Raw genomic sequence first — 21282 nt, 5'->3', positions numbered from 1 at the left:
GCCTCACAGCGTCAAGGGGAACTCCCCTTCCCCCTCGGCGCAGAAGAGGCCCAGCCGGTTCTTGCCCACGTAGGGCACCTCACGCCCGCCCTTCTTGAACTCGAGCAGCGGAATCTCCCGCGTGCCGCCGGGGGCCATGCCGCCGAGCTTGTACATGTCGCGTCCCCGGATGACGAGGATGCAGTCGCTCCAGAGGATGGTGTCGGTGTTGGTGAGCTCGATCTTCTGGTTGAAGGGGGGAAAGCCCCTGAGGTTGGGGCGTCCGCTCAGCTTCCGGGGCTCCGCGGGCTTCGGCGGGGGAGCCGCCTCGGCGGGCGGCGGGGGGGTGGCGGCCTGGGGCTCGGCCTCGGAGTCCTCGGAGTCCTCGGAAGCGGCATTCGCGCCCGCGCCCTTGGGGAGCACCACGTAGAGGTCCACCTTGCCCGCGTTGTGCACGCGCGCTTTGGCGCTCAGCGTCGAGCGCCCCTTCTTCACATCCAGGACCTTCGCCTCGCCCAGCAGCCTCGCCTTGCCATCCTTCGGCTCGGCGACCACCTGGAGGACCATTCCCCTGGAGAGCCCCGCGCGCGCCCCACGGTCGACGCTGAAGTAGTCATCGCGGTTGGACTTCCTCAGCAACGCCACGCGCTCCGCGGGGACGAGCTTCTGCGGGCGCGCGTGTGACTCGGACGGCTTCGGCTTCGCGTGCTGCGCCGCCTCGGCCTCCGCTTCCACCTCGGGCTCGGAGGGGACTGCTGGCGCCTGGGGCTCGGCGGGTGCGGCGGGCTGCTCGGGAGCCTGGGGCGCCTCGGCCATGGCCTGGGGACCCCCGGGCATGGGGCGGCCCTCGCCGTGCGGAGGCCCCATGCCGGGAGGCGGGGGGTGCATGTCGTGAGGCGGAGGCCCCATGCCCGGAGGCGGGGGCCGCGGGGGCTCACCGGGCCGCGGGCCCTCGGCACCCCATACGGGCGGAGGTGGATGCTCGGGCGAACGATTCATCAGCACCGAGGTGACACCCGCCGTGGCGCCAATCAGCCCGAGGGCTCCGAGGGCGATCGCCGCCATCCACCCCTTGCGGCCGGGCCCGGAGGACTTCTCCAGTTGGAGCGTCTCGGCCGGCACGGCGCCCACCGCGGGCGTGGCGGTGGCGCCAGGCGAGCGCACCAGGGTGGACTCGTAGCCCGTGTCGCCAGCGGCCTGCGACGGCGCCTGGGGCAGCGGTGAGAAGCGCGCGGTGCCGCCGGGGCTCGCGGGAACCAGGGAGCCGCCGGGCAGGGGCGTGCGGCGCAGTCCCGGGTTGGAGGAGACACGGGAGATGAGCTGGCGCTGCGTGGCGAAGGCCTGCGGGCAGAGCGTGCGGACGAACTCGCCCACCTCCTCGGCGCCGAGCGTGGAGCCGGAGCGCAGCAGCTGCTCGTTGAGGGCGCGGGCGAAGTCGTCGGAGCGGGCGTAGCGGTCCTCGGGGGAGGGCGCCAGCGCGCGGCGCACCACCGCGTCGAGGGCCGGGTCCACGTCCGGACGCACCTCGTGCAGGGCGGGCACGGAGGGGTTGGACATGGCGGCCATCATCTCGCCCACGGTGCCGTGGGGGACGAGGGGCCGGCCCGCGAGCAGCTCCCACACCACGACGCCGCAGGAGTAGATGTCGCTGCGGTGGTCCAGGGGCTCGGCGCGCACCTGCTCCGGGGACATGTAGCCCAGCTTGCCCATGACGGTGGAGGGCAGGGTGTACTTGCTGCGCGCGGCGCTCTTGGCGAGGCCGAAGTCGATGACCTTGACCTCGCCCTCGTAGGACAGCATCACGTTGTGGGGCGAGACGTCGCGGTGGACGATGCCCAGGGGCGAGCCATCCGGGCCCGTCTTGCGGTGGGCATAGCCGAGCCCCTCGGCGATGCGCTGGCCGAGGTAGAGCGCCACGGGGACGGGGAGCTGCTGGCCCTCGTTGCGCGCCTGCTCCTGGAGGTAGGCGAGGTCCACGCCGGCCACGTACTCGAGGGCCATGTAGTAGGTGCCCTCGGCCTCGCCCATGTCGTAGACCTGGGCGATGGACGAGTGGACGAGGTGCACGAGCACCTTGGCCTCGTGGTGGAAGCGGTCGAGGAACTGCCGGTCCTTGAGGAGGGCGGGCAGGATGGTCTTGACGATGCAGGGCTTCTCGAAGCCGGCGGCGCCGGAGATCTTGGCGAGATACACCTCGCCCATGCCGCCCTGCCCGAGCAGGTGGACGAGCTCGTAGCGTCCGAGGAGGCGGGGAAACGGGGGGGTATCGTTCATCGGCGGAGAGTCCATGGCCCTGGGTGCCCATCCTAACCCGGGGAGGCGCCGGGTGGTTGCGGGAGGCCCCCGCTCCCGCTGGGAGAGGGCGGGGGGTGAGGGTCTCGCCGCGGCTGCCTCGACGCAGGGGGAGCAGGGGAATTCACCTCCGGCTCCAATCCCTCGGGATTACTCGGGTTTTCGACGGGTTTCGAGGGCCGTGCGAGGCCGCCCGCTACTCCGCCTTCTTCGGCGCGATGGTCACGGCCACCACGCGGTGGACCGGATAGAGCTCGCCCACCTGGATGAGGCCGTCGAGGAACTGCCAGCGGCAGAAGCCGTCGTCGGAGTGCGGCTCGAGCAGATACACGGCCAGGGTGCCCGCACGCTGCGCCGTGGGCACGAGCAGCGTCCCCGCGGGGAACTCGCGCGTGGTGCGCTCGGGCGCCACCGTGAGCACGGTCTCGAAGCGCACCGGCTTCGGCTTCTGGCTGAGCGGCACCTCGGACTGGCCCGGAGGCGGCACGTTCGTGGCCACATCCGGGCTGAACGTCTCCTCGCGCCGGGCCACGCGGTAGCTGTCCACCGTGAAGCGCTCCGAAGCGGCGAGGCGCTCGAACCGGATGCCATGGCCCTCGAGGCGCCCTGCGAGCTCCGCGGGCGCGAGGTACGCCGCCGGAGTGCTCACCGCCTGGGTGGGCACGAACGTCCGGTGGTGCGGCGTGAGGTACGCGCGCTTGCGCTTCCCCGGGTAGCGGCGCGCCGTGATGCTCGCCTCGTCGAAGGCGAGGATGTGGGCCGCGTCGCCGGGCTTCGCGTAGGCGGGGTACTCGAACAGCAGCGCGCCCTTGTCGTCGCGCGTGGCGACCCCGTAGTTGATGCCCACCAACTCCCGCACATCGTGCGACTCACCGCGCTCGATGATGCGCGCCTCCTCCGCCTGGGTCATGGCGCGATAGGCGCTGGCGTTCTTGGCGGCGTCGCGGAACAGCTCCAGCAACCACGCCCGCATCACCGCGCAGCGGCGGGGGAAGTCGATGTAGCTGTACGTCTCCAGCAGCACATCCAGCCGGCCGAGCAGACCGCGGTAATGGCTGCCGAAGCGCGGGAGCGCGGGATAGGTGTGCCAGCCCGAGACGGGATTGCCCTCCTCCTTGTAGTTGCCGTACCAGAAGCTGTCGAAGCCGTGGCGCGTCTGCACCGCCTTCGCCACGCGCTCGAGCATCTCCTGGTTGAACGCGCGCAGCTCCGCGAAGAGCGGCTCGTTCGAATGCGACGTGTCGTAGGTGAGATCGAAGGCGTGGATGCTGCCGTCGGTGGTGTGGCAGTCGATGAAGAGGTCGGGCCACCACGACTGATAGAACTTCGCGAGGCAGCGCGTCTCGGGCGCCTCCTGCTTCATGTTGTCGCGGTTGAGGTTCCAACCCTCGCCCGTGTAGCGCATGCCCACGCCGCCCTCGGGGTTCACCTGGCCCTCGAGGTTCTGCAAGTCCAGCTTGCGGTTGTTCGGGCTGATGCGGTCGTTGCCGTCGGGGTTGAAGTCCGGAATCAGCACGAGGCAGAGCTTGTCGAGCAGCTTCTGCCCCAGCTTGGTGAGCGTCAAATCCCGCGCGAGCGCGAGGACGGACTCCTTGCCCTCGACCTCACCGGCGTGGATGTTGGCCTCCACCATCACCACGAGCTTCTTCTGCCGGCGGGCGAGCTCGGGGGTGAAGCAGCCGCGATCGCTGACGATGAGCGCGGTCATGGGCTGGCCCTCGCCACTCTGGCCGAAGTCCACGCGCCTGGCGAGCTTCGTGCGGCGGCACAGCTCGTCGACGAAGGCGAGCACATCCGAGTGACGAGAGGTTTCCTTGTAGTTCGACGCTTCGGCGCGGGTGAGCAGCTCGGTCATGGGGGCGCATCCGAGCGTCCCCCTCGGGCAGCGTCAAGCACTCCGTCACTTCTCCGCGAGGACATTGCGGCCCGGGGCTCACTTCGATACGTGTGTCCGGACATGGAACACGGACGAAAACCGCAGTCGCTCCCGGGTAGCGGGAAGGCCATCTGGCGGGCACTCGGATATCTGAGCCGGTACAAGCTGGAGACGGCGGGCGCGCTGGTGGCGCTGCTGCTCGTGTCCGCCGCCAACCTCGCCGCGCCCCAGATGGTGCGGCTGGCCATCGACGGCGGCCTCGCCAAGGGGGACCGCGCCACGGTGCTCGTGGCCGTGGGGGGCCTGGTGGCCATCGCCCTGGGGCGAGGGCTCTTCAACTTCCTCCAGGGCTACCTGGCCGAGCGTGTCTCGCAGGGCGTCGCCTTCGACCTGCGCGACGCGCTCTTCGCGCGCATCCAGCGGCTGAGCTTCAGCTACTACGACCAGGCGCAGACCGGCCAGCTCCTCACCCGGCTCACCAACGATGTCGAGCAGGTGCGCACCTTCGTCGGCTCCGGCGTGGTGCAGTTCGCCGCCTCGCTCGTCATGCTGCTGGGCTGCGCGGTGCTGCTGCTCGCCCTCAACCCGGTGCTCGCGGTGGCGGCGCTGGCATCCATCGCGCCCATCCTCTGGCTGCTCCGGAACTTCATGGGGAAGATGGGCCCGCTGTTCGGCCGGGTGCAGGCCGCGCTGGGCCGGCTCAACACCGTGCTCCAGGAGGATCTGCGTGGCATCCGCGTGGTGCGCGCGTTCTCCGGCGAGGCGCGCGAGGCGGCCCGCTACCGGAAGATCAACGACGAGCTGCTCGGCTACAACCTGGGAATCATCGACGCCATCGCCACCAACTTCCCGTTCGTGGGCTTCTTCGCCAACTTCGGCACGCTCGTGGTGGTGGGCGTGGGCGGCCTGCTCATCTTCCGCCAGCGGCTGACGCTCGGCGAGCTGCTCGCGTTCAACAGCTACCTGGGCTTCCTGCTCATGCCGCTCATGACGCTGGGCTTCATCGCGGCGCAGATCTCCCGCGCCGGGGCGTCCGCGCTGCGCGTGTTCGAGCTGCTCGACACCCAGGTGGAGGTGGCCGACAAGCCCGGAGCCCGGACGCTGCCGCCGCTCCAGGGACGCGTGGAGCTGCGGGACGTGCGCTTCCGCTACGCGGGCAGCGAGCGAGAGATCCTCCGGGGGGTGAGCTTCGTGGCCGAGCCGGGGCAGCTCGTGGCCATCCTGGGGACGACGGGCTCCGGCAAGAGCACCATCATCAACCTCATTCCGCGCTTCTACGACGTGACGGGAGGCACGGTGCTGCTGGACGGGCACGACGTGCGCGAGGTGACGCTCTCCAGCCTGCGCTCGCAGATCGGCGTGGTGCTGCAGGACGCCCTGCTCTTCTCGGGGACGGTGCGCGAGAACATCGCCTACGGCCGCCCGGAGGCGACCCAGGAGCAGGTTCACGCGGCGGCCGAGGCGGCGCAGGCGGCGGAGTTCATCGCCGGGCTGCCGAAGGGCTACGACACGGTGGTGGGCGAGCGGGGCGTGGGGCTTTCGGGCGGGCAGCGCCAGCGGTTGGCGATCGCCCGGGCCCTGCTCACGGATCCGCGCCTGCTCATCCTCGACGACAGCACCTCGGCGGTGGACGCCGGAACGGAGGCCGCCATCCAGGACGCGCTCGACCGGCTGATGCGCGGCGCGCACCGCACCGCGCTCGTCATCGCCCAGCGCATCAGCACGGTGCGCGACGCGGACCTCATCCTCGTGCTCGACGAGGGGCGAGTGGTGGCGCAGGGAACCCATGAGCAGCTGCTCGCCTCGAGTCCGCTCTACAACGAGATCCTCGGCTCGCAACTGCAGGCCAGCACCCCGGAGGCGGCATGAGGAGGCCCGGAAGTCTCGAGTCGATGGCGGAGGTGGAAGTCCAGCGCGCCGCCAACCGTGGCGCGGTGGCGCGCCGGCTGGTGAGCGAGCTGCGGCCCCACCGTGGCACGCTGCTCGTGGCGCTGGCGTTGGTCCTCGTGAGCGCACTGGCGCAGGCCATCGGCCCGTATCTGGTGAGCCGCGCCATCGACCACGACATCGGCAGCGAGGATGCGACGAGCCTGCTGCGCACCCTGCTGCTGCTGTTCGCCGTCTATCTCGGGGGCGCGGTGGCCTCGCGGGCCCAGACGCGGCGCGTAGGCGCGTCCGGACAGCACGTGCTCGCCTCGCTGCGCACCCGGCTCTTCGAGCAGCTCCAGGCGCTGCCGCTCTCGTACTTCGACAAGCGGCCCATCGGGGATTTGATGAGCCGGCTGCTCAGTGACGTGGACACGCTCAACCAGTTCTTCTCGCAGGGGCTGACGCAGCTGCTGGGCGCGATGCTGGGGCTGGTGGGCGTGATGGTGGCGATGCTGGCGCTCAACGTGCGCCTGGCGCTGGCGTGCTTCACCCTCATTCCGGCGATGCTGCTCACCACGTGGTTCTTCGCCGCCCGGGCCCGGAAGGCCTACCGCAAGACGCGGCAGACGGTGGGCAACGTGACGGCGGAGCTGCAGGAGGAGCTGGTCGGCGTCCGGCAGGCGCAGGCCTTCAACCGCACGGACGAGAACATCCGCCGCTTCCGGGGCCGGAACGCCGCCAACCGCGACGCCAACGTGTCCGCGGTGGGCATCACCTCCGCGTTCTCCCCCGCCATCGACGTGCTCGCCACGCTCTCCACGGCGCTCGTCATCGGCTACGGCGGCCACCTGGTGCTCCAGGGGCAGTTGAGCGTGGGCCTGCTCGCGGCGTTCCTCATCTACGCGCAGCAGTTCTTCCGGCCGGTGCAGCTCGCGGCCTCGACGTACACGCTGATGCAGTCGGCGCTCGCGGGCGCCGAGCGCATCTACTCCATCCTGGACGAGCAGCGCGAGCCCGCCGATGCCCCGGACGCGCTGGAGCTGGGACGGGCCCAGGGGCGCATCACGTTCGAGAAGGTGTCGTTCGCCTACGACGCCGGGCACCCGGTGCTGCAGGACGTGAGCTTCGAGGTGGCGCCCGGGCAGACGGTGGCGCTGGTGGGCCGCACGGGCGCGGGGAAGACGACGGTGGCCAACCTCATCCCCCGCTTCTACGACTCGACGGAGGGGGTGGTGCGGCTGGATGGGGAGGACGTCAAGCGCGTGAGGCGGGCGAGCCTGCGCCGGCAGATGGCGACGGTGATTCAGGAGCCCTTCCTGTTCTCCGGCACCATCGCGGAGAACATCGGCTACGGCCGGCCGGAGGCGAGCCGCGAGGAGATAGAGCAGGCCGCTCGCGCGGTGCATGCGCACGAGTTCATCGCCGCACTGCCGAAGGGGTACGACTCGGTGCTCGGGGAGGGAGGCGCGACGCTGAGCCAGGGACAGCGGCAGTTGCTCGCGTTCGCTCGGGCGGTCATCGCCGAGCCGCGCGTGCTCATCCTCGACGAGGCGACGGCGAACATCGACACGAGGACGGAGGCGCTCATCCAGCGCGCGCTCTCCACGCTGCTGGCGGGAAGGACGAGCGTGGTCATCGCGCACCGGCTCAGCACCATCCGGAGCGCGGACCTCATCCTCGTCATCGACGCGGGGCGCATCAAGGAGCGCGGCACGCACGAAGAGCTGATGGCGCACAACGGCCTGTACGCGGAGCTGTACCACCGGCGGTTCCGCGAGCCCGCGGCTCCTGCTCACTGAGCCAAATTCCCCTCTCCTCACGGGAGAGGGACGGGGTGAGGGTGCCACGGGCCCCGGGTTGAACCTCGTGTCCACACCGAGGGCCACGGGTTGAAAAACAGACTCGGGAACCCTCACCCTGACCCTCTCCCGGGGGGCGAGGGGAGGTTACGGTGAAGAGGCAGCGGGCTTCACGGGCTCGCCCTGGCGGAAGCGGGCCTCGGGGCCGGGGCCCACGTACACCTGCACGGCGCGGAAGCGCGGAGCGCCCTCGGGAATGAGCGCCGAGTGGCGGGTCCCCGCGGGGATGTAGACGGCATCGCCCTGCTTCACGGGCATCTTCTGGCCCTCGATGGTCATCTCCGCCCCGCCCTCCTCCACGTAGAGCATCTCCACGCTGTCCGCGTGGATGTGCTCGGGCACTCCGGCCCCCGCCTGGAGCTCCAGCACGCCCAGCGAGGCGGCGCGGGCCCCGGTCTCCTCGTTGACGAGCAGGATGGCGGTGCCCTTGCCCTGGGAGATGCGGAAGGTGGGGGCCTCGGCGCTACCCACCACGTGGCGCACGGGCACGGTGGGAGCGTGGACACAGCCAACGGAGACACAGAGAAGGGCCGTCAGGAGCGAGGGACGCATCATCCCTCTTTTCCTAGCACCTGCTGGCGCATACACCAGCCACCTCCGGGAGGGGACGGTCCCGGGGACGAGTCCCTGCCCCTGGGGCCCGCGTCCCGCTAAGGTGCCGCCCGTGAGCCAGCCCCGATTCATCCCCGGACACGAAGTCCCCGCGCGCCCGCGCGACAGCGCCCTGCTCTTCGCCGCGCACGGCCTGGAGCTCCTCGTAGCCGAGCGCGACAACGCCGTGCGCATCCCCACCTGTGCGGAGCTGCCCGAACTCGCCACGGGGGCGCACTTCCTCGGCACCCTCGGGGACGTGGACTGCTACGCCGCCGCCTTCCCCAAGGACATCTCCCCTCCCGAGGGCATGAAGCTCATCCCCGCGCGCGGCCTCTACAACCACGTGGACGAGGCCCTCTTCGGTGTCGCCGGGCGGGCGCTCGCCATCGCCGAGTGGGACGCCACCCACCGCTTCTGCGGGCGCGATGGCCAGCCCACGGTGCTCGTCCCCGGCGAGCGCTCGCGCCGCTGCCCCGCCTGCCGCACGCCCTACTACCCGCGCATCTCCCCCGCCGTCATCGTGCTCATCACCCGCGGCGACTCCATGCTGCTCGCGCGCAACGCCAACTTCCCCGGGGCCTTCTTCAGCACCCTGGCCGGCTTCGTCGACGTCGGCGAGTCGCTCGAGGAGACGGTGGTGCGCGAGGTGAAGGAGGAGGTGGGCGTGGACCTGAAGAACCTCCGCTACTTCGGCAGCCAGCCGTGGCCCTTCGGCCGCTCGCTCATGCTGGGCTTCACCGCCGAGTACGCGGGCGGAGAGATCCAGGTGGACGGCCAGGAGATCGCCGAGGCGGGCTGGTTCACCCCCGACACCCTCCCGCAGCTCCCCCCGCGCCTGAGCATCGCCCGGCGGCTCATCGACACCTTCATCGCCGAGGTGAAGGCTCGCACCACTCCGGCCTGAGACCCGCGCTCCGGGGGCTCGCCCTCTCGCCGGGAGGGGAGGCGCCTGGAAATCCCCGGAGACGTCGAGTGGTTGAGGCCCTGGCAGGTCTCTCCGCTTGCATCCACCGCCCGGGTGGGATTGAAGCGAGGCCCCCCGGATCCTCCATGCCCGTCGCGCGCCCCCATATCGAGCCCCGTCGTGTTCCCACCGCTGACTCGGTGGTGGTCAAGGAGTTCTATCTCTCGGTGCAGGGCGAGTCCTCGCACGCGGGGCTGCTGTGCTCCTTCGTGCGGCTCACCGGCTGCCACCTGCGCTGCTCCTACTGCGACAGCGAGTTCGCCTTCCACGGCGGCACGCGCATGAAGATTCCGGAGGTGGTGGCCAAGGTGAAGGAGCTCGGCGCGCCCCGCGTGGAGGTGACGGGAGGCGAGCCCCTGCTCCAGCCCGGCGTGTACCCGCTCATGGAGGAGTTGCTGGCCTCCGGCCTCACCGTGCTGCTGGAGACGAGTGGCGCCATCGACGTGCGGCTGGTGCCTCCAGCGGTCCACAAAATCGTGGACATGAAGACGCCGTCCTCGGGCGAGTGCGACCGCAACGACTACCGCAACCTCACGTCGATGAACGCCAACGACGAGCTCAAGTTCGTCATCGGCAGCCGCGAGGACTATGAGTGGTCCAAGCAGCTCATCGCCGAGCACCGGCTGCTGGAGAAGCCGTACGGGCTGCTCTTCTCCACCATCTACGGCAAGCTGACGACGAAGGAGCTGGCCGAGTGGATCATCGCGGACCGGCTGCCGGTGCGCTTCCAGCTGCAGATGCACAAGTACATCTGGGAACCGAACGAGCGCGGCGTGTGAGGACGGGCCGCCTCAGCGCGCGCTGGAGGCGAAGAAGCCCAGCACGAGCCGGAGCACGAGGAAGACCTGGAGCAGGACGCAGGCGAGGTTGAGCCAGGAGAGCCCGCGCGTCCACCGGGCCCACGTGCGCGCGGGCGAGGGGACGTCCACGCGCTCCAGGCGGCGCAGCTCGCGGGAGGACAGCCAGAAGCCGAGCCCGGCGGCGAGGCCATTGAGCACGGGCAGGCGCCGCAGCAGGGGGAGGACGATGGTGGCGCGGCCCATGTCGACCACCACGTTCATCGGCAGGAGCAGGGCCAGGGGCACGGTGGCGAGGGCGATGAGGCCTAGGCCGAGCGTCAACTTGAGGGCCAGCGAGGCGGCGCCGTGCTTCCGGACGAAGGTGATGCAGGAGGCGCAGCAGGCGGCCTCGCCGAGCAGCTCGGTGCACTCGCCGCACAGGAAGGTGCCACAGCGGACACAGGTGGCGACCGCGGCCCGCTGGTGCGTGGGGCAGCGGGGGCTGGTGAAGGCGGGCTGGTCTGGCGCGGAGGCCACGGGCTCGCCTCGCACCGGGTCAGAAGATGGGAGGCGGGGGCGGGCGAATCATCGCCAGGTCCAACGCGTGGGCGCCCAGGCCGAGGAAGACGGCGGCGAGCACGCTGCAGCCGAAGAAGCCCACGATGATGAGGTTCTTGCGCGGGTGCTCGAACTGACTGAAGGCGTAGACGAGCACGTAGAAGGGCACCAGGAGCACCATCATCCCGGTCCCCAGGCTGCGGCGGAACGCGTGGACGAGCAGGAAGGCGGCGCAGACGAGCGTGATGGCGCCGAACACGGCGGCGAGAGGGAGGAGCGGCACGGCCCTCAGATAACACGGCTGCCGCCCGGACGTGGCCACCGAGCGTGGATTGCGTGCTAAAGGACGCTCCCACGTCTCCTCACCGAGGTGCCCGGACGATGGCCACACTGAAGACGCTGCTCACCTTCATCCTCTTGGGAGCCTTCCTGGGGCTGGCCACGGCCTCGTACATCGGCCCCCGGTTCCTCGAGTGGTACAACACGGCACCGCTCGGGGCGCAGACGATGTGCGACCTGCCCAAGGTCATCCAGGGCATCACCGCGGACCTGCTGCGCTACCAGGTGTACGGCACGCTCATCGGAGCGGGCAGCTTCCTCATCCTGGGCATCGTCTTCGTGGTGTCGCGCTCGAAGAAGCAGAAGCGGATGCAGCAGCCACCTACCACCCCTCCGGCCCAGCCCGGTCCCGCCGTCTGAGCCACATCCACGGCGGCGAATCCCCTTCAGACAACCGCGGCCATTTCCAGACAACCGCGGCCATTTCCCCTCGCCCTCCGGGAGAGGGACGGGGTGAGGGTATCGGGTGAACCCGGGTTGAGCCCCCTGCCCCCACTGTGGGCAACAGGTTGAAGAACGGGCTCGGATACCCTCACCCTGACCCTCTCCCGAGGGGAGAGGGGGTGTCTTCGCTCACTTCCCTCGAGCGGCTCAGGCCACCGGCAGTTCCACGATGAAACGCGCGCCGCCCTCGGGGCGGTTCTCCGCGCGCAGCGTGCCGCCGAACGACTCCACGTACTGCCTCGACAGCGCCAACCCCAGTCCCGTCCCCTTCCCCGGCGCCTTCGTCGTGAAGAACGTCGTGAAGAGCCTCGGCAGGTTCTCCGCTGAAATCCCCGGGCCGTTGTCCTCCACCATCACCCGCACCCGCTCCCCCTCCACCTCCGCCCGCACCGCCACCCGCCCGTCCTGCACCTTCGCGTCCTCGATGGCGTCCGCCGCGTTCAGCAGCAGGTTGAGCAGCACCTGCCCCAGCCGCCTCGGCTCCGCCTTCGCCACCGCCTCCGGCGGCACCTCCACCGCCAGCCTCACCAGCGACTTCAGCCGCACCGACGCCAGCCTCACACTCGCGTCGATGACCGGCACCAGCTCGCACCGCCCCACCCCCGCCACCGTCTCCTCCGCCCGCGACAGCGCCGTCAGGTCCTTCACGATTTGATGGATGCGCTCCACCCCCTGCATCGTCTCCTGCAGGGCCTCGGTGTACTCGGTGTCATCCGCGCCCGTCGCCGGTTGCCGCCACTCCTCCAAGAGGAAGCGCAGGTTGGCCTGCACATACGCCAGCGGGTTCTTCACCTCGTGCGCCACGCCCGCCGCCAGCCGCCCCACCTGCGCCAGCCGCTCGGCCTGCAGCGCCCGCGCCTGGGACGCCTCCAGCGCCTCCTGCACCGCCCGCTGCTCGTCCTCCGCCCGCGCCCGCGCCTGCCGCAGCTTCCGGTAGAAGGCGCTCATCTGCATCCCCACCGCCCCGGCCCCCAGCAGCAGCAGCAACCGCGTCACCATCGGCCCCGGCGCCATCCCCTCCAGCCTCATCACCGTGCCCGCCGACACCAGCGGCAACAGCGTGCTCAGCAGCCCCTGCCACAGCTCGCCCCGCGACACCGTGAGCGTCATCAGCGGCATCACGAAGAACCAGCTGAAGAGCGGACTGCCCACCCCTCCCAACCGGTACACCACCAGCCCCAGGAAGACGTTGGGCACCACCACGCCCGCCACCGTCCGTACCCCCCTGCGGCGCGATGGCCCGAGCCACCGCAGCGACCAGCCCATCGCCCCCGTCAGCCCCGCCCACCCCAGCCGCAGCGCCAGCGTGTCCCACGCCGGCCTCATCACCGACAGCGAGTCCACCACCCAGAACGGCAGGCACGTGAGCGCCAGCAAGTAGAGAAGGCGCTGCTCATCGCGCAGCACCAGCTCCTCGCCGTGCGCCTTGTCCCCCGCGGCCTGCCGGGGTGCTCCTGCGTCCTGCTGCGCCATGTCCGTGCCGGTCTCCCAGGATTCCAAGAGAATGGAGAGTTCTGCGCAGAACAGTCGCACAAAATGGGGTCAAACGGAACCCAGCCTGGGTCAGCGGCGCACCCGGCCCACCAGGCGGAGTTTCTCGGCCCGTGAGAGGCGCTTGAGGGCGGCCTCGCGGCGCAAGGCGGCGCCGCGGTCGGCGGCCGGCTCGCTCCAGACGAGCGTCACCGGCAGGCGGGCACGGGTGTAGGCGGCACCGCGGCCCCGGTTGTGGGTGGCCACGCGGCGTTCGAGGTTGTTGGTGGCACCGGTGTAGAGCGTCCCGTCCCGGCAGCGCACCATGTAGACGGTCCAGGTGTCCGGCACGGCGGGGCGGCAGCATAGCGCACGCCCGCGTCCGTCCGGCCCCGCTCTTCGCCTGCCCGGCTGCTCACCAGGACGCCGGGTTACCGCCCCGCCGGGGCCGCCCCTCGTAGGCCGCCATCACCAGCGCCACCGGCAGCAGCGGATCCACCTTCCACGCGGACAGGATGTGGGCCCGGCTCACCAGCCCCACCAACCCTCCCGCCTCCCCCACCACCGGAAGCAGGGAAGCACCGCACCGCTCCATCACTCGCAGGGCCCGCAAGAGAGTGTCCGTGGGTACCAGGGTGACTTCGATCGAGGACAACCTTTCCACAAGAGTCGGCTTTTGCCGCATCCACTCGCCTCCCGGCTTGAACGAGGGTGGAGCATTGCAACCGGTCTGCCGACATGTGGGTGCGCCGGTTTTTCAACACGGCATCCGTCCCGCAGGGCATTAGATTCCAGTCGTGACGAATCGAAACGGGCCCAGGCTGACGAGGATGGCAGATATTTTCTCCCGGGCGGTAAATCGCGACGGAGAAGGATTGCTCACGCTGCCCTTCAAGCCGGACGAGCTGTACCGCGTGCCCACCGATGATGGGGCGGCCATCGCCCTGGGGCGCTACCACGCCCGGGAGATGCGCCGGTACGCCGAGCCGGTCATCCTCTGCCATGGACTGGGGGCCAACCGGTTCCACATGGACTTCGACGAGCACTACAGCCTGGCGCGCTACCTGGCCCGGGCGGGCTACGAGACGTGGGTGATGGAGCTGCGCGGCCGGGGGCTGGCGGGCCCGTGTGGGGACGCCTCCTTCGACGACCAGGCCGAGCACGACGTGCGCACCGCGCTGCGCACCGTGCTGTCCACCGGGGCGAAGGAAGTGCTCTGGGTGGGCCATTCCAAGGGTGGGCTCACCCTCTATGGCCATCTGGCCCGGAACCCGCAAGCGCCGGTGCGGGCCGCGGTGGCCATTGGCAGCCCCTTCACCTTCGCGGTGCAGCCGGGCCTCAAGACGTTCATGCAGCGGATAGAGCCCCTGCTGCGGCTGAAGATGATTCCCACCCGGCGGATTACGGGCATCGCCCTGTTCGGCGCGCCCCCGGGGCCCCTCAGCCGCTACATGATGTTGGCCTCCAACATGGAGCCGGACGTGGTGCGCAAGGCCCTGGCCAACGTGCCCGCGGACATCTACGGCGGCGTGGTGCGCCAGTTCGCCCACTGGATTGCCACCGACTCCTTCTGCATGACGGATGGCACCTGCTACCGCAAGCCGCTGGCCGGGGTGAAGCTGCCGGTGATGCTGGTGGCGGGAAGCAAGGACCTGCTCGCCCCCCCGCTCGCCGTGGCGCGGGCGCAGGAGCACCTCGGCGGGCCGGTGAAGCTGGTGGTGGCCGGGCGCGGCCATGGCTTCGCCGAGGACTACGGGCATGCGGACCTGGTGCTGGGGCGTCGGGCACCGGACGAAATCTTCCCGCTGGTGGAGGCGTTCCTGTCCGCGCACGCGACCCGGGCGTAGGAAGGCCCCGGGGGGACGTCCGGTTGTCCGCTCCCCCCCGGCGTGCTACCCCACGGGCCCGCACTCTATGTCTCCTGTCTCCCGCTTCCTGTCCCTCGCCCTGCTGGCCCTCGTGGGCTGCGAGCGCGGCCCCGCACCGGGCCATGCCGTGGTGGACTTCCGCCACACCCGCGAGCCGGTGAAGACGCCGGTGGCCGCCTGGAAGGCGGACGGGGTGTCGGCCGAGGAGCTGAAGCAGCGCCTGGAGGAGATGAGCCCCGCGCTGCGCGAGCGCTACCAGACGTTGGAGCAGAAGCGCGAGTACGTGGAGGGCGTGGCCCGCTTCGAGCTGCTGGTGCAGGAGGCGATTGCCCGCGGGCTGCACGACGACCCCGAGGTGGTGGCCAGCACCAAGCGCGCGCTGGTGTCCCGGCTGATGCGCTCGCAGCTGGACGAGGCCAGGCCCCCCGTCTCCGACGCGGAGGTGGCCGCCTGGTACGACAGCCACCAGGAGGACTACGTGCGGCCGGAGCAGGTGCGGCTCTCGCACGTCTTCCTCGCGGCCCCCAAGGCGGACGCGGCCCGCGGCGAGGCGGCGCGCGTGAAGGCGGAGAAGCTGCTCGCCGAGGCGAAGGCACTGCCCCCCAAGGACTTCACCGCCTTTGGCCGGCTGGCCCGCGCGCACAGCGAGGAGCCCCGCACGCAGCCCCTGGATGGAGACTTGCGCTACCGCTCGCTCGAGGAGCTGGGCCGGGACTTCGGGCCGGAGGTGGCGGAGGCCGCGCGGGGCCTGGTGGCCAGCGGCCCGGGCGCGCTCAGCGGCGTGGTGCGCACCGAGGCGGGACTGCACGTGTTGCAGCTCACCGGCCACCAGGCGGCGTTGAACCTGACGCTCGAGGACGTGCGCGAGCAGATCTCCAACCGCCTCGCCCAGGAGAAGCGCACCCGGGCCTGGGCGGAGCTGCTCGCCGGGCTGGAGCAGCGCGCCGGCTTCAGCGTGGACGCGGCGACGCTCTCGCGCGTGCACGTGGACGTGAGCACCCCCATGCGGCCCCCGAGCGGCCCGCCCCCCGGCACCATTCCCGCCCCCACCCCTTCCGCGCCCCCGCCTTCCGTTTCCCTGGAGCGCCCATGATCTCCCCGAGGAGCACTCGCATGCCGCAGGCCTTCGTCCGCGCCACCCCGCTGCTCGCCGCCCTGGCGCTCGCCGTGGGGCTGGCCGGCTGCAACAAGAAGGACAAGGAGGATCCGGACGCCAACGTGGTGGCCACGGTGAATGGCGAGGTGCTCTCGCGCGCCGACTTCGAGCACGAGCTGGGGCGGGAGCTCGCCTCCTCGGCCAACGAGTCCGGCCAGCACACCCCCGAGGACGTGGAGCCCTACAAGCGCGCGCTGCTGGAGACGCTCATCTCCCGCATGGTGCTGCTGCAGGAGGCCCGCACGCACAACGTCACCGTGAGCCCCGAGGAGGTGGACCGGGGTGTGCTGCGGCTGTCGAGCGACTACCCGGCGGGCAACTTCAACGAGGTGCTCGCCCAGGGGCAGCTGTCCATGGCGGAGCTCAAGGCGCGCGAGGCGGCGCGGCTCACCATCGAGAAGCTCTTCACCAACCACGTGTACACGCGCGTGGCGGTGACGGAGGAGGAGCTGCGCGCGTACTACGCGGCGCACGAGACGGAGTTCTCCGAGCCCGAGCAGGTGCGCGCCGCTCAAATCGTCGTGAAGGGCATCGACGACGCGCGCAAGGTGCAGGCGCAGCTCAAGTCGGGCAAGAAGTTCGCGGACCTGGCGCGCAAGTACTCGCTGAGCGCGGACGCCAAGGTGGGCGGGGACCTGGGCTTCTTCCCGCGCGGGCAGATGCCGCCGGCCTTCGATCAGGTGGTGTTCTACCTGTCGCCGGGCCAGGTGTCGGACGTGGTGGAGACGGAGTACGGCTACCACCTGTTCCGCGTGCTGGAGAAGAAGTCGGGGCGCAAGCTGGAGTTCACGGAAGTGCGGGAGCAGGTGGAGACGAAGCTGCTGGCGCAGCGGCGGGCGGAGGCGCAGGAGACGTACGAGAAGGAGCTGAGGACCAAGGCCCAGGTCTGGGTGAACGAGGCCACGCTCCAGTCCATCCGCGGACGGCCCGCCACGCAGGCGGCGGCGAAGCAGTGAGCAGCCGTCCCATCGACACGGAAACGAAAAGAGAACGCACATGAAGAAGCTGATGGGGACGATGGTGGCGGCGCTGCTCTTGAGCGGCGCGGTGGCGCGGGCGGAGCTGGTGGACCGGGTGGCGGCGGTGGTGAACCGGGACGTCATCGCGCTGTCCGAGGTGGAGAAGCGCGCGGCGCCGGAGCTGGCGCGGCTGAACGGCGTGGACCCGGCGAAGCGGGCCGAGCAGCGGGCGAAGGTGCTCAAGTCGTCGCTGGACATCCTCATCGGCGAGAAGCTGATGGAGGAGCAGATCCGCGAGCTGGGCCTCGGGGTGACGGACGCGGAGCTGGACGCGGCGGTGGCGGACGTGAGGCGGCAGAACAACGTCACGGACGAGGAGCAGTTCGAGCGCCTGCTGTCGGGCGAGGGCTTCACGGTGAAGACGTACAAGGAGTTCCTGCGCAACCAGATGTCGCGCATGAAGCTGGTGCAGATGAAGGTGACGCCGAAGGTGAAGGTGTCCGAGGAGGACCTGAAGGCGGCGTACACGCAGTACACGAAGCTGGAGTCCGGGGACGCCGAGGTGCACGCGCGCCACATCCTGGTGCAGGTGGACGCGAAGGCGACGCCGGAGCAGGTGGAGGCGGCGCGCAAGAAGGCGCTGGCGCTGGCGGAGGAGGCGCGCAAGCCGGGCGTGGACTTCGCGGAGCTGGCGAAGAAGAAGAGCGAGGGCCCGAGCGCCTCGGACGGTGGAGACCTGGGCTTCTTCCGGCGCGGGGTGATGGTGCCGGCCTTCGAGCGGGTGGCCTTCGCGCTCAAGGAGGGCGAGGTGAGCGAGCCGGTGCGCACGCAGTTCGGCTGGCACGTGCTGAAGGTGGAGGAGCGGCGCGCGGTGGACGTGGCCCCCTTCGAGCAGGTGAAGGCCGAGCTGGAGAACCGGCTGAAGCTGCAGAAGACGGAGAAGTTCGTCGAGCAGTACGTGCAGGAGCTGCGGCAGAAGGCCTCCGTCGAAGTGAAGATCTGAGCCCCGCGTGAACGAGCGTCCCGTCGTAGGCATCTCTCTGGGAGACGTCTCCGGGATCGGCCCGGAAGTCACGGCCGACGCCCTCTCCTCGCCCAAGGTGCGCCGGGCGCTGCTGCCCGTCGTCTTCGGAGACGGGCCGACGCTGGAGCGCTTCCCGGCCTTCGCGAAGTACACCCGGGCCACGCCCGAGACCCTCGGGCGCGTCACGAAGCCCACGGTCTGCGTGGTGACGGAGCTGGCCGGGAAGGACCGCGTCCCGGGCAAGCCGACGCGGGCGGGGGGCCGGGCGCAGTACGGCTACATCCAGGCGGCCATCGAGGCGGCGCGCGCCGGGAAGGTGGACGCGCTGTGCACGGCGCCGGTGTCCAAGGAGCAGATCTCCCGGGCGGGCATCCCCTTCATGGGGCACACGGAGGTGCTCGCGGAGGCGTTCGGCCGTGAGGTGATGATGCTCATGGACGGCCCGCGGGTGCGGGTGGCGCTGGCGACGAACCACGTGCCGCTGGTGGAGGTCTCCCGGATGCTGACGGTGGAGCGGCTGGTGGGCCAGCTGCAGCTGCTGTCGCGGAGCCTGAAGCCGGTGGTGGGCCGGGCGCCTCGAATCGGTGTGCTGAGCTTCAACCCACACGCGGGCGAAGGCGGGCTGCTGGGGCGCGAGGAGGTGGATGTCCTCACGCCGGCCATCAAGCAGGCACGCAAGCTACGGGTGGACGCACACGGGCCGCTGGCGGCGGACGGGCTGTTCGCCCAGGTGGAGCACTTCCCGTACGACGCGGTGCTGGCCATGTACCACGACCAGGGCCTCATCCCGGCCAAGGCGCTGGACTTCGAGCGCACGGTGAACGTGACGCTCGGGCTGCCGGTGCCGCGCACGTCGCCAGACCATGGCACGGCGTACAGCCTGGCCGGCACGGGCAAGGCGAGCAGCGTCCCCATGGTGGAGGCGCTGCTCAAGGCCGCCCGGCTCGCCACGCGCTGAACCCGCTCAGTAGGTGAACGGGAAGCGCACGGGCTCGCGGCTCTGCACCCGGTGCTGCGGGAACTTCCACGAGCGCACCTGGCCCTCGATGCAGCGGGCGAACGGCGTGCCCTTGAGGGCCTCCGTCTCCATGAGGGCCTCGACGGCGTCACCCGTCGGCAGCACCCGCCAGCGCACCACGAACCGGTCCTTGCCCGAGTCCGACATCCGCGCAGGCGAGTGCGTCTGGATGCAGGCGAGGATGGCGTCCTTGTGCGAGCCCACCACCTGCACCACGTCCGAGGTGGAGAGGCTCTCCGGCAGCTCCTTGCCCGGCTCGGGCGGGATATAGACGTGGCGCTTGGAGCGCGGATCCTCCGCCTTGAACTTCGGCGCGCCCTCCGACAAGCCGAGCTCCTCCTCGAACTTCTTGTCGAGCGCGTCATCGAAGTTGAGCGGATCATTCGCCGCCTTGCGCGCGGACGTGGGCGCCGCCGGGACACGCTCCTCCGGCACCCGCTTGCCAACGCCCGCCTTCGGCTCCAGCGAGACGGCCGGGGCCACGACGGGCTTCGGCTTCTCGGGCACCACCACGGGGGCAACGGTCTTCGTCACCGGCTTCTCGGGCGCGGGCGTCACGGCGGGCGCCGCGGGCTTCACCGGGGCCGGCGTCACCGGCGCCACCGCCACCGGAGCCGCGGCGGGAGCCTGGGGCGCCGGAGCCTGGGCCGCCGGAGCCGGAGTCACCGGAGCCGACACGACCGGAGGCGCCACGGCGACAGGCGCGGGCGCGGCGGGCTGGACCACGGCGGGTGCCTCCTGACGCGGAGCCGTCTCAGTGGAGACGACGGGCCGCGGGGACACCGGCTCCGCAGCGCCGCGGGACTGGGACAGCAGGAGCAGCCCTCCCGCGACGAGGCCCACGGCCGCCGAGCCGATGAGCACCCCGGCCAGCAGCGCCTTCCCCCGCTGAGCGGGCGCGGGCGCCTCGGGCGCGGGCGGCGCGGCCATCATGCCGGGAATGACGGGCGGAGCCACGGGCGCAACGAACCCCGGATACGGCGCGACCGGAGTCCCCTGCACCGGAACCGGCGCCACCACCGGCTGCAGGACCGGCACGGGGGCGGGAACCGGAGCGGGAGGCACGACGGGAGCGATCGGCACCTCGAGCATCGCAGCGCGCGCCTCCTCCTCCTTCTCCTGCTCCTTGTCCTCCTTCATCTTCCGCAGCCACACCACCTCCTCCTCGACGAGCGAGTGCAGCGCGGAGACCACCTTCTTGCCGGAGTCGACTTCCTTGGGACGGGCCGGCGCGGTGGAGACACTCGCGTCCGCGGCCACCGTGGGCAGCCCCGAGATGGTCAGCGCGGCCACGAGCTCGGGGACGCGGGACAGCGCCCGCCAGGAGCTCCACGCCTCGCACCAGAAGAGGGTGTCGGGGTTGAGCTCGCCCTGGTGCCACAGCTCGCGCAGCCGCTCGAGGCGGAACGGGCCCGCGGGCTGCGCATGCCGCTCCACGTACCAGTCCACGGCCCCCACGGGCACGGGGGTGGGTACCTCCACGCCAGCGGCGGACACCTCGGGGGACACCTCCAGCGCCGGCGGCCCGAAGAGCGCGCCGTCGAAGATGGCGTCCAGATCATCCGGGCGTACCTCGCGCAGGGCCGACTGGACGCTCGCGGGTGCCTCCTCGGAGAGGGGGGAGAGCCGCGGAGGCTGCACCCCACCGCCCGCACGAGAAAGATGATTGCCCTCGATGTTCGAATGGTTCCCGTCCACACGCCCTCCTACCAGCCCCCGCTGTCCCGACGTTGGGGCAGCTTGTGGCTCAACCTAAGGACGTCCGAGACCCCAGCCAGGATTCACGCCCCGCGGTACGAGTGTCTTCTTTCACTTCCGAGCGATTGCCCCATGAGAAAGTTCTGCGCCTGACGCAGCCAAATCACTCACAGGCGAAAACCCCTGGACACCCGGACTACGGCGTTTCCGCTGATGGGCAAGAAAGGTGCGCGATCAACTCCGCGCCATCCCTCTCCGGGTCGAGCAACACCACCTCCGAGACCTGCCCGTCGCGCCGCAGTTGAACACTCACGCGCCCCACGGGGCACCAGCCCAGGCACCCGGTGAGGCTCACGCGCACGGCCTCGCCCCGGGCGGCGAGCGTGGCGCGGATGCGGCGCGGAAGGTCCACCCCTCCGGCGCTCGTCTCCAGCCGCATCAAGCAGCGGTGACACACCTGGGCCTGCGTCTCCTGGGCGCTCGTCTCATTCATGGGCCAGCCTCGTCTCCACTCCTCCACAACCTCCCCGGGCCCG

General features: G+C 70.8%; 20 protein-coding genes. 10 read left to right on the top strand and 10 right to left on the bottom strand.

Features of this window, described 5'->3' with window-relative positions; translation table 11 throughout:
• Positions 1 to 3 precede the first annotated feature (3 nt).
• Positions 4 to 2253: a serine/threonine protein kinase gene (locus tag NR798_RS04435; RefSeq protein WP_375770148.1), complete on the bottom strand. Its 2250-nt coding sequence runs from the start codon at positions 2251 to 2253 to the stop codon at positions 4 to 6.
• Positions 2254 to 2467: 214 nt separating this feature from the next.
• Positions 2468 to 4126 carry a M14 family zinc carboxypeptidase gene (locus tag NR798_RS04430; RefSeq protein WP_375770147.1) on the bottom strand — a complete coding sequence of 553 codons (1659 nt, stop codon included), beginning with the start codon at positions 4124 to 4126 and terminating at the stop codon, positions 2468 to 2470.
• A gap of 102 nt (positions 4127 to 4228) precedes the next feature.
• On the opposite strand from NR798_RS04430, the gene NR798_RS04425 reads away from it, so the two are divergent.
• Positions 4229 to 6016, top strand: coding sequence for an ABC transporter ATP-binding protein (locus NR798_RS04425; protein WP_375770146.1), 1788 nt, complete (start codon positions 4229 to 4231; stop codon positions 6014 to 6016).
• Positions 6013 to 7815, top strand: coding sequence for an ABC transporter ATP-binding protein (locus NR798_RS04420; RefSeq protein ID WP_375770145.1), 1803 nt, complete (start codon positions 6013 to 6015; stop codon positions 7813 to 7815). The genes NR798_RS04425 and NR798_RS04420 overlap by 4 nt, the downstream gene beginning before the upstream one ends.
• Positions 7816 to 7962: 147 nt before the next feature.
• Here NR798_RS04420 and NR798_RS04415 read toward each other — a convergent pair whose 3' ends face one another.
• Entirely contained in the window at positions 7963 to 8430 is a 468-nt protein-coding gene (locus NR798_RS04415) for a cupin domain-containing protein (protein WP_375770144.1), read from the bottom strand.
• A gap of 109 nt (positions 8431 to 8539) precedes the next feature.
• On the opposite strand from NR798_RS04415, the gene nudC reads away from it, so the two are divergent.
• Both nudC and NR798_RS04405 read left to right on the top strand, forming a co-directional pair.
• Positions 8540 to 9373 carry an NAD(+) diphosphatase gene (gene nudC / locus NR798_RS04410; RefSeq protein ID WP_375770143.1) on the top strand — a complete coding sequence of 278 codons (834 nt, stop codon included), beginning with the start codon at positions 8540 to 8542 and terminating at the stop codon, positions 9371 to 9373.
• Positions 9374 to 9519: 146 nt separating this feature from the next.
• Complete coding sequence (locus tag NR798_RS04405; RefSeq protein ID WP_375770142.1) at positions 9520 to 10212, top strand: radical SAM protein; 693 nt, start codon at positions 9520 to 9522, stop codon at positions 10210 to 10212.
• Positions 10213 to 10224: 12 nt separating this feature from the next.
• Here NR798_RS04405 and NR798_RS04400 read toward each other — a convergent pair whose 3' ends face one another.
• On the bottom strand, positions 10225 to 10749 hold the full coding sequence (locus tag NR798_RS04400) for a B-box zinc finger protein (RefSeq protein ID WP_375770141.1): 525 nt from the start codon (positions 10747 to 10749) through the stop codon (positions 10225 to 10227).
• A gap of 19 nt (positions 10750 to 10768) precedes the next feature.
• Positions 10769 to 11053, bottom strand: coding sequence for a hypothetical protein (locus tag NR798_RS04395; RefSeq protein ID WP_375770140.1), 285 nt, complete (start codon positions 11051 to 11053; stop codon positions 10769 to 10771).
• Between the two features lie 98 nt (positions 11054 to 11151).
• Between NR798_RS04395 and NR798_RS04390 the strand changes: the two genes are divergently transcribed.
• A complete protein-coding gene (locus tag NR798_RS04390; protein ID WP_375770139.1) occupies positions 11152 to 11469 on the top strand; it encodes a hypothetical protein in 318 nt (105 codons plus the stop codon).
• A gap of 231 nt (positions 11470 to 11700) precedes the next feature.
• On the opposite strand, the gene NR798_RS04385 is transcribed toward NR798_RS04390, so the two are convergent.
• The 3 genes from NR798_RS04385 to NR798_RS04375 all read right to left on the bottom strand — a co-directional run bounded on the left by NR798_RS04385 (position 11701) and on the right by NR798_RS04375 (position 13708).
• Complete coding sequence (locus NR798_RS04385; RefSeq protein ID WP_375770138.1) at positions 11701 to 13026, bottom strand: sensor histidine kinase; 1326 nt, start codon at positions 13024 to 13026, stop codon at positions 11701 to 11703.
• Between the two features lie 90 nt (positions 13027 to 13116).
• The gene (locus tag NR798_RS04380) at positions 13117 to 13350 is read right to left on the bottom strand and encodes a GIY-YIG nuclease family protein (RefSeq protein ID WP_375773721.1); all 234 of its coding nucleotides are present in this window, start codon (positions 13348 to 13350) and stop codon (positions 13117 to 13119) included.
• A gap of 88 nt (positions 13351 to 13438) precedes the next feature.
• The gene (locus NR798_RS04375) at positions 13439 to 13708 is read right to left on the bottom strand and encodes a CBS domain-containing protein (RefSeq protein ID WP_375770137.1); all 270 of its coding nucleotides are present in this window, start codon (positions 13706 to 13708) and stop codon (positions 13439 to 13441) included.
• Between the two features lie 145 nt (positions 13709 to 13853).
• Between NR798_RS04375 and NR798_RS04370 the strand changes: the two genes are divergently transcribed.
• The 5 genes from NR798_RS04370 (at position 13854) to pdxA (ending at position 18988) form a co-directional block, all read left to right on the top strand.
• A complete protein-coding gene (locus NR798_RS04370; protein ID WP_375770136.1) occupies positions 13854 to 14870 on the top strand; it encodes an alpha/beta hydrolase in 1017 nt (338 codons plus the stop codon).
• 67 nt (positions 14871 to 14937) lie between these two features.
• Positions 14938 to 15984 carry a peptidylprolyl isomerase gene (locus tag NR798_RS04365; RefSeq protein ID WP_375770135.1) on the top strand — a complete coding sequence of 349 codons (1047 nt, stop codon included), beginning with the start codon at positions 14938 to 14940 and terminating at the stop codon, positions 15982 to 15984.
• A gap of 20 nt (positions 15985 to 16004) precedes the next feature.
• Positions 16005 to 17003, top strand: coding sequence for a peptidyl-prolyl cis-trans isomerase (locus NR798_RS04360; protein WP_375770134.1), 999 nt, complete (start codon positions 16005 to 16007; stop codon positions 17001 to 17003).
• A 40-nt stretch (positions 17004 to 17043) separates the two neighbouring features.
• A complete protein-coding gene (locus NR798_RS04355; protein ID WP_375770133.1) occupies positions 17044 to 18009 on the top strand; it encodes a peptidylprolyl isomerase in 966 nt (321 codons plus the stop codon).
• Between the two features lie 7 nt (positions 18010 to 18016).
• Positions 18017 to 18988: a 4-hydroxythreonine-4-phosphate dehydrogenase PdxA gene (pdxA, locus tag NR798_RS04350; RefSeq protein WP_375770132.1), complete on the top strand. Its 972-nt coding sequence runs from the start codon at positions 18017 to 18019 to the stop codon at positions 18986 to 18988.
• A 6-nt stretch (positions 18989 to 18994) separates the two neighbouring features.
• Here pdxA and NR798_RS04345 read toward each other — a convergent pair whose 3' ends face one another.
• Positions 18995 to 20746, bottom strand: coding sequence for a GYF domain-containing protein (locus tag NR798_RS04345; protein WP_375770131.1), 1752 nt, complete (start codon positions 20744 to 20746; stop codon positions 18995 to 18997).
• A 196-nt stretch (positions 20747 to 20942) separates the two neighbouring features.
• On the bottom strand, positions 20943 to 21239 hold the full coding sequence (locus NR798_RS04340; protein ID WP_375770130.1) for a hypothetical protein: 297 nt from the start codon (positions 21237 to 21239) through the stop codon (positions 20943 to 20945).
• Positions 21240 to 21282: the final 43 nt, after the last annotated feature.

The organism is Archangium gephyra (genome assembly GCF_042230915.1).
Lineage (GTDB): Bacteria > Myxococcota > Myxococcia > Myxococcales > Myxococcaceae > Archangium > Archangium gephyra_B.
The sequence above is the reverse complement of the archived record's forward strand: the minus strand, read 5'-3'. Positions and strand labels throughout refer to the sequence as shown.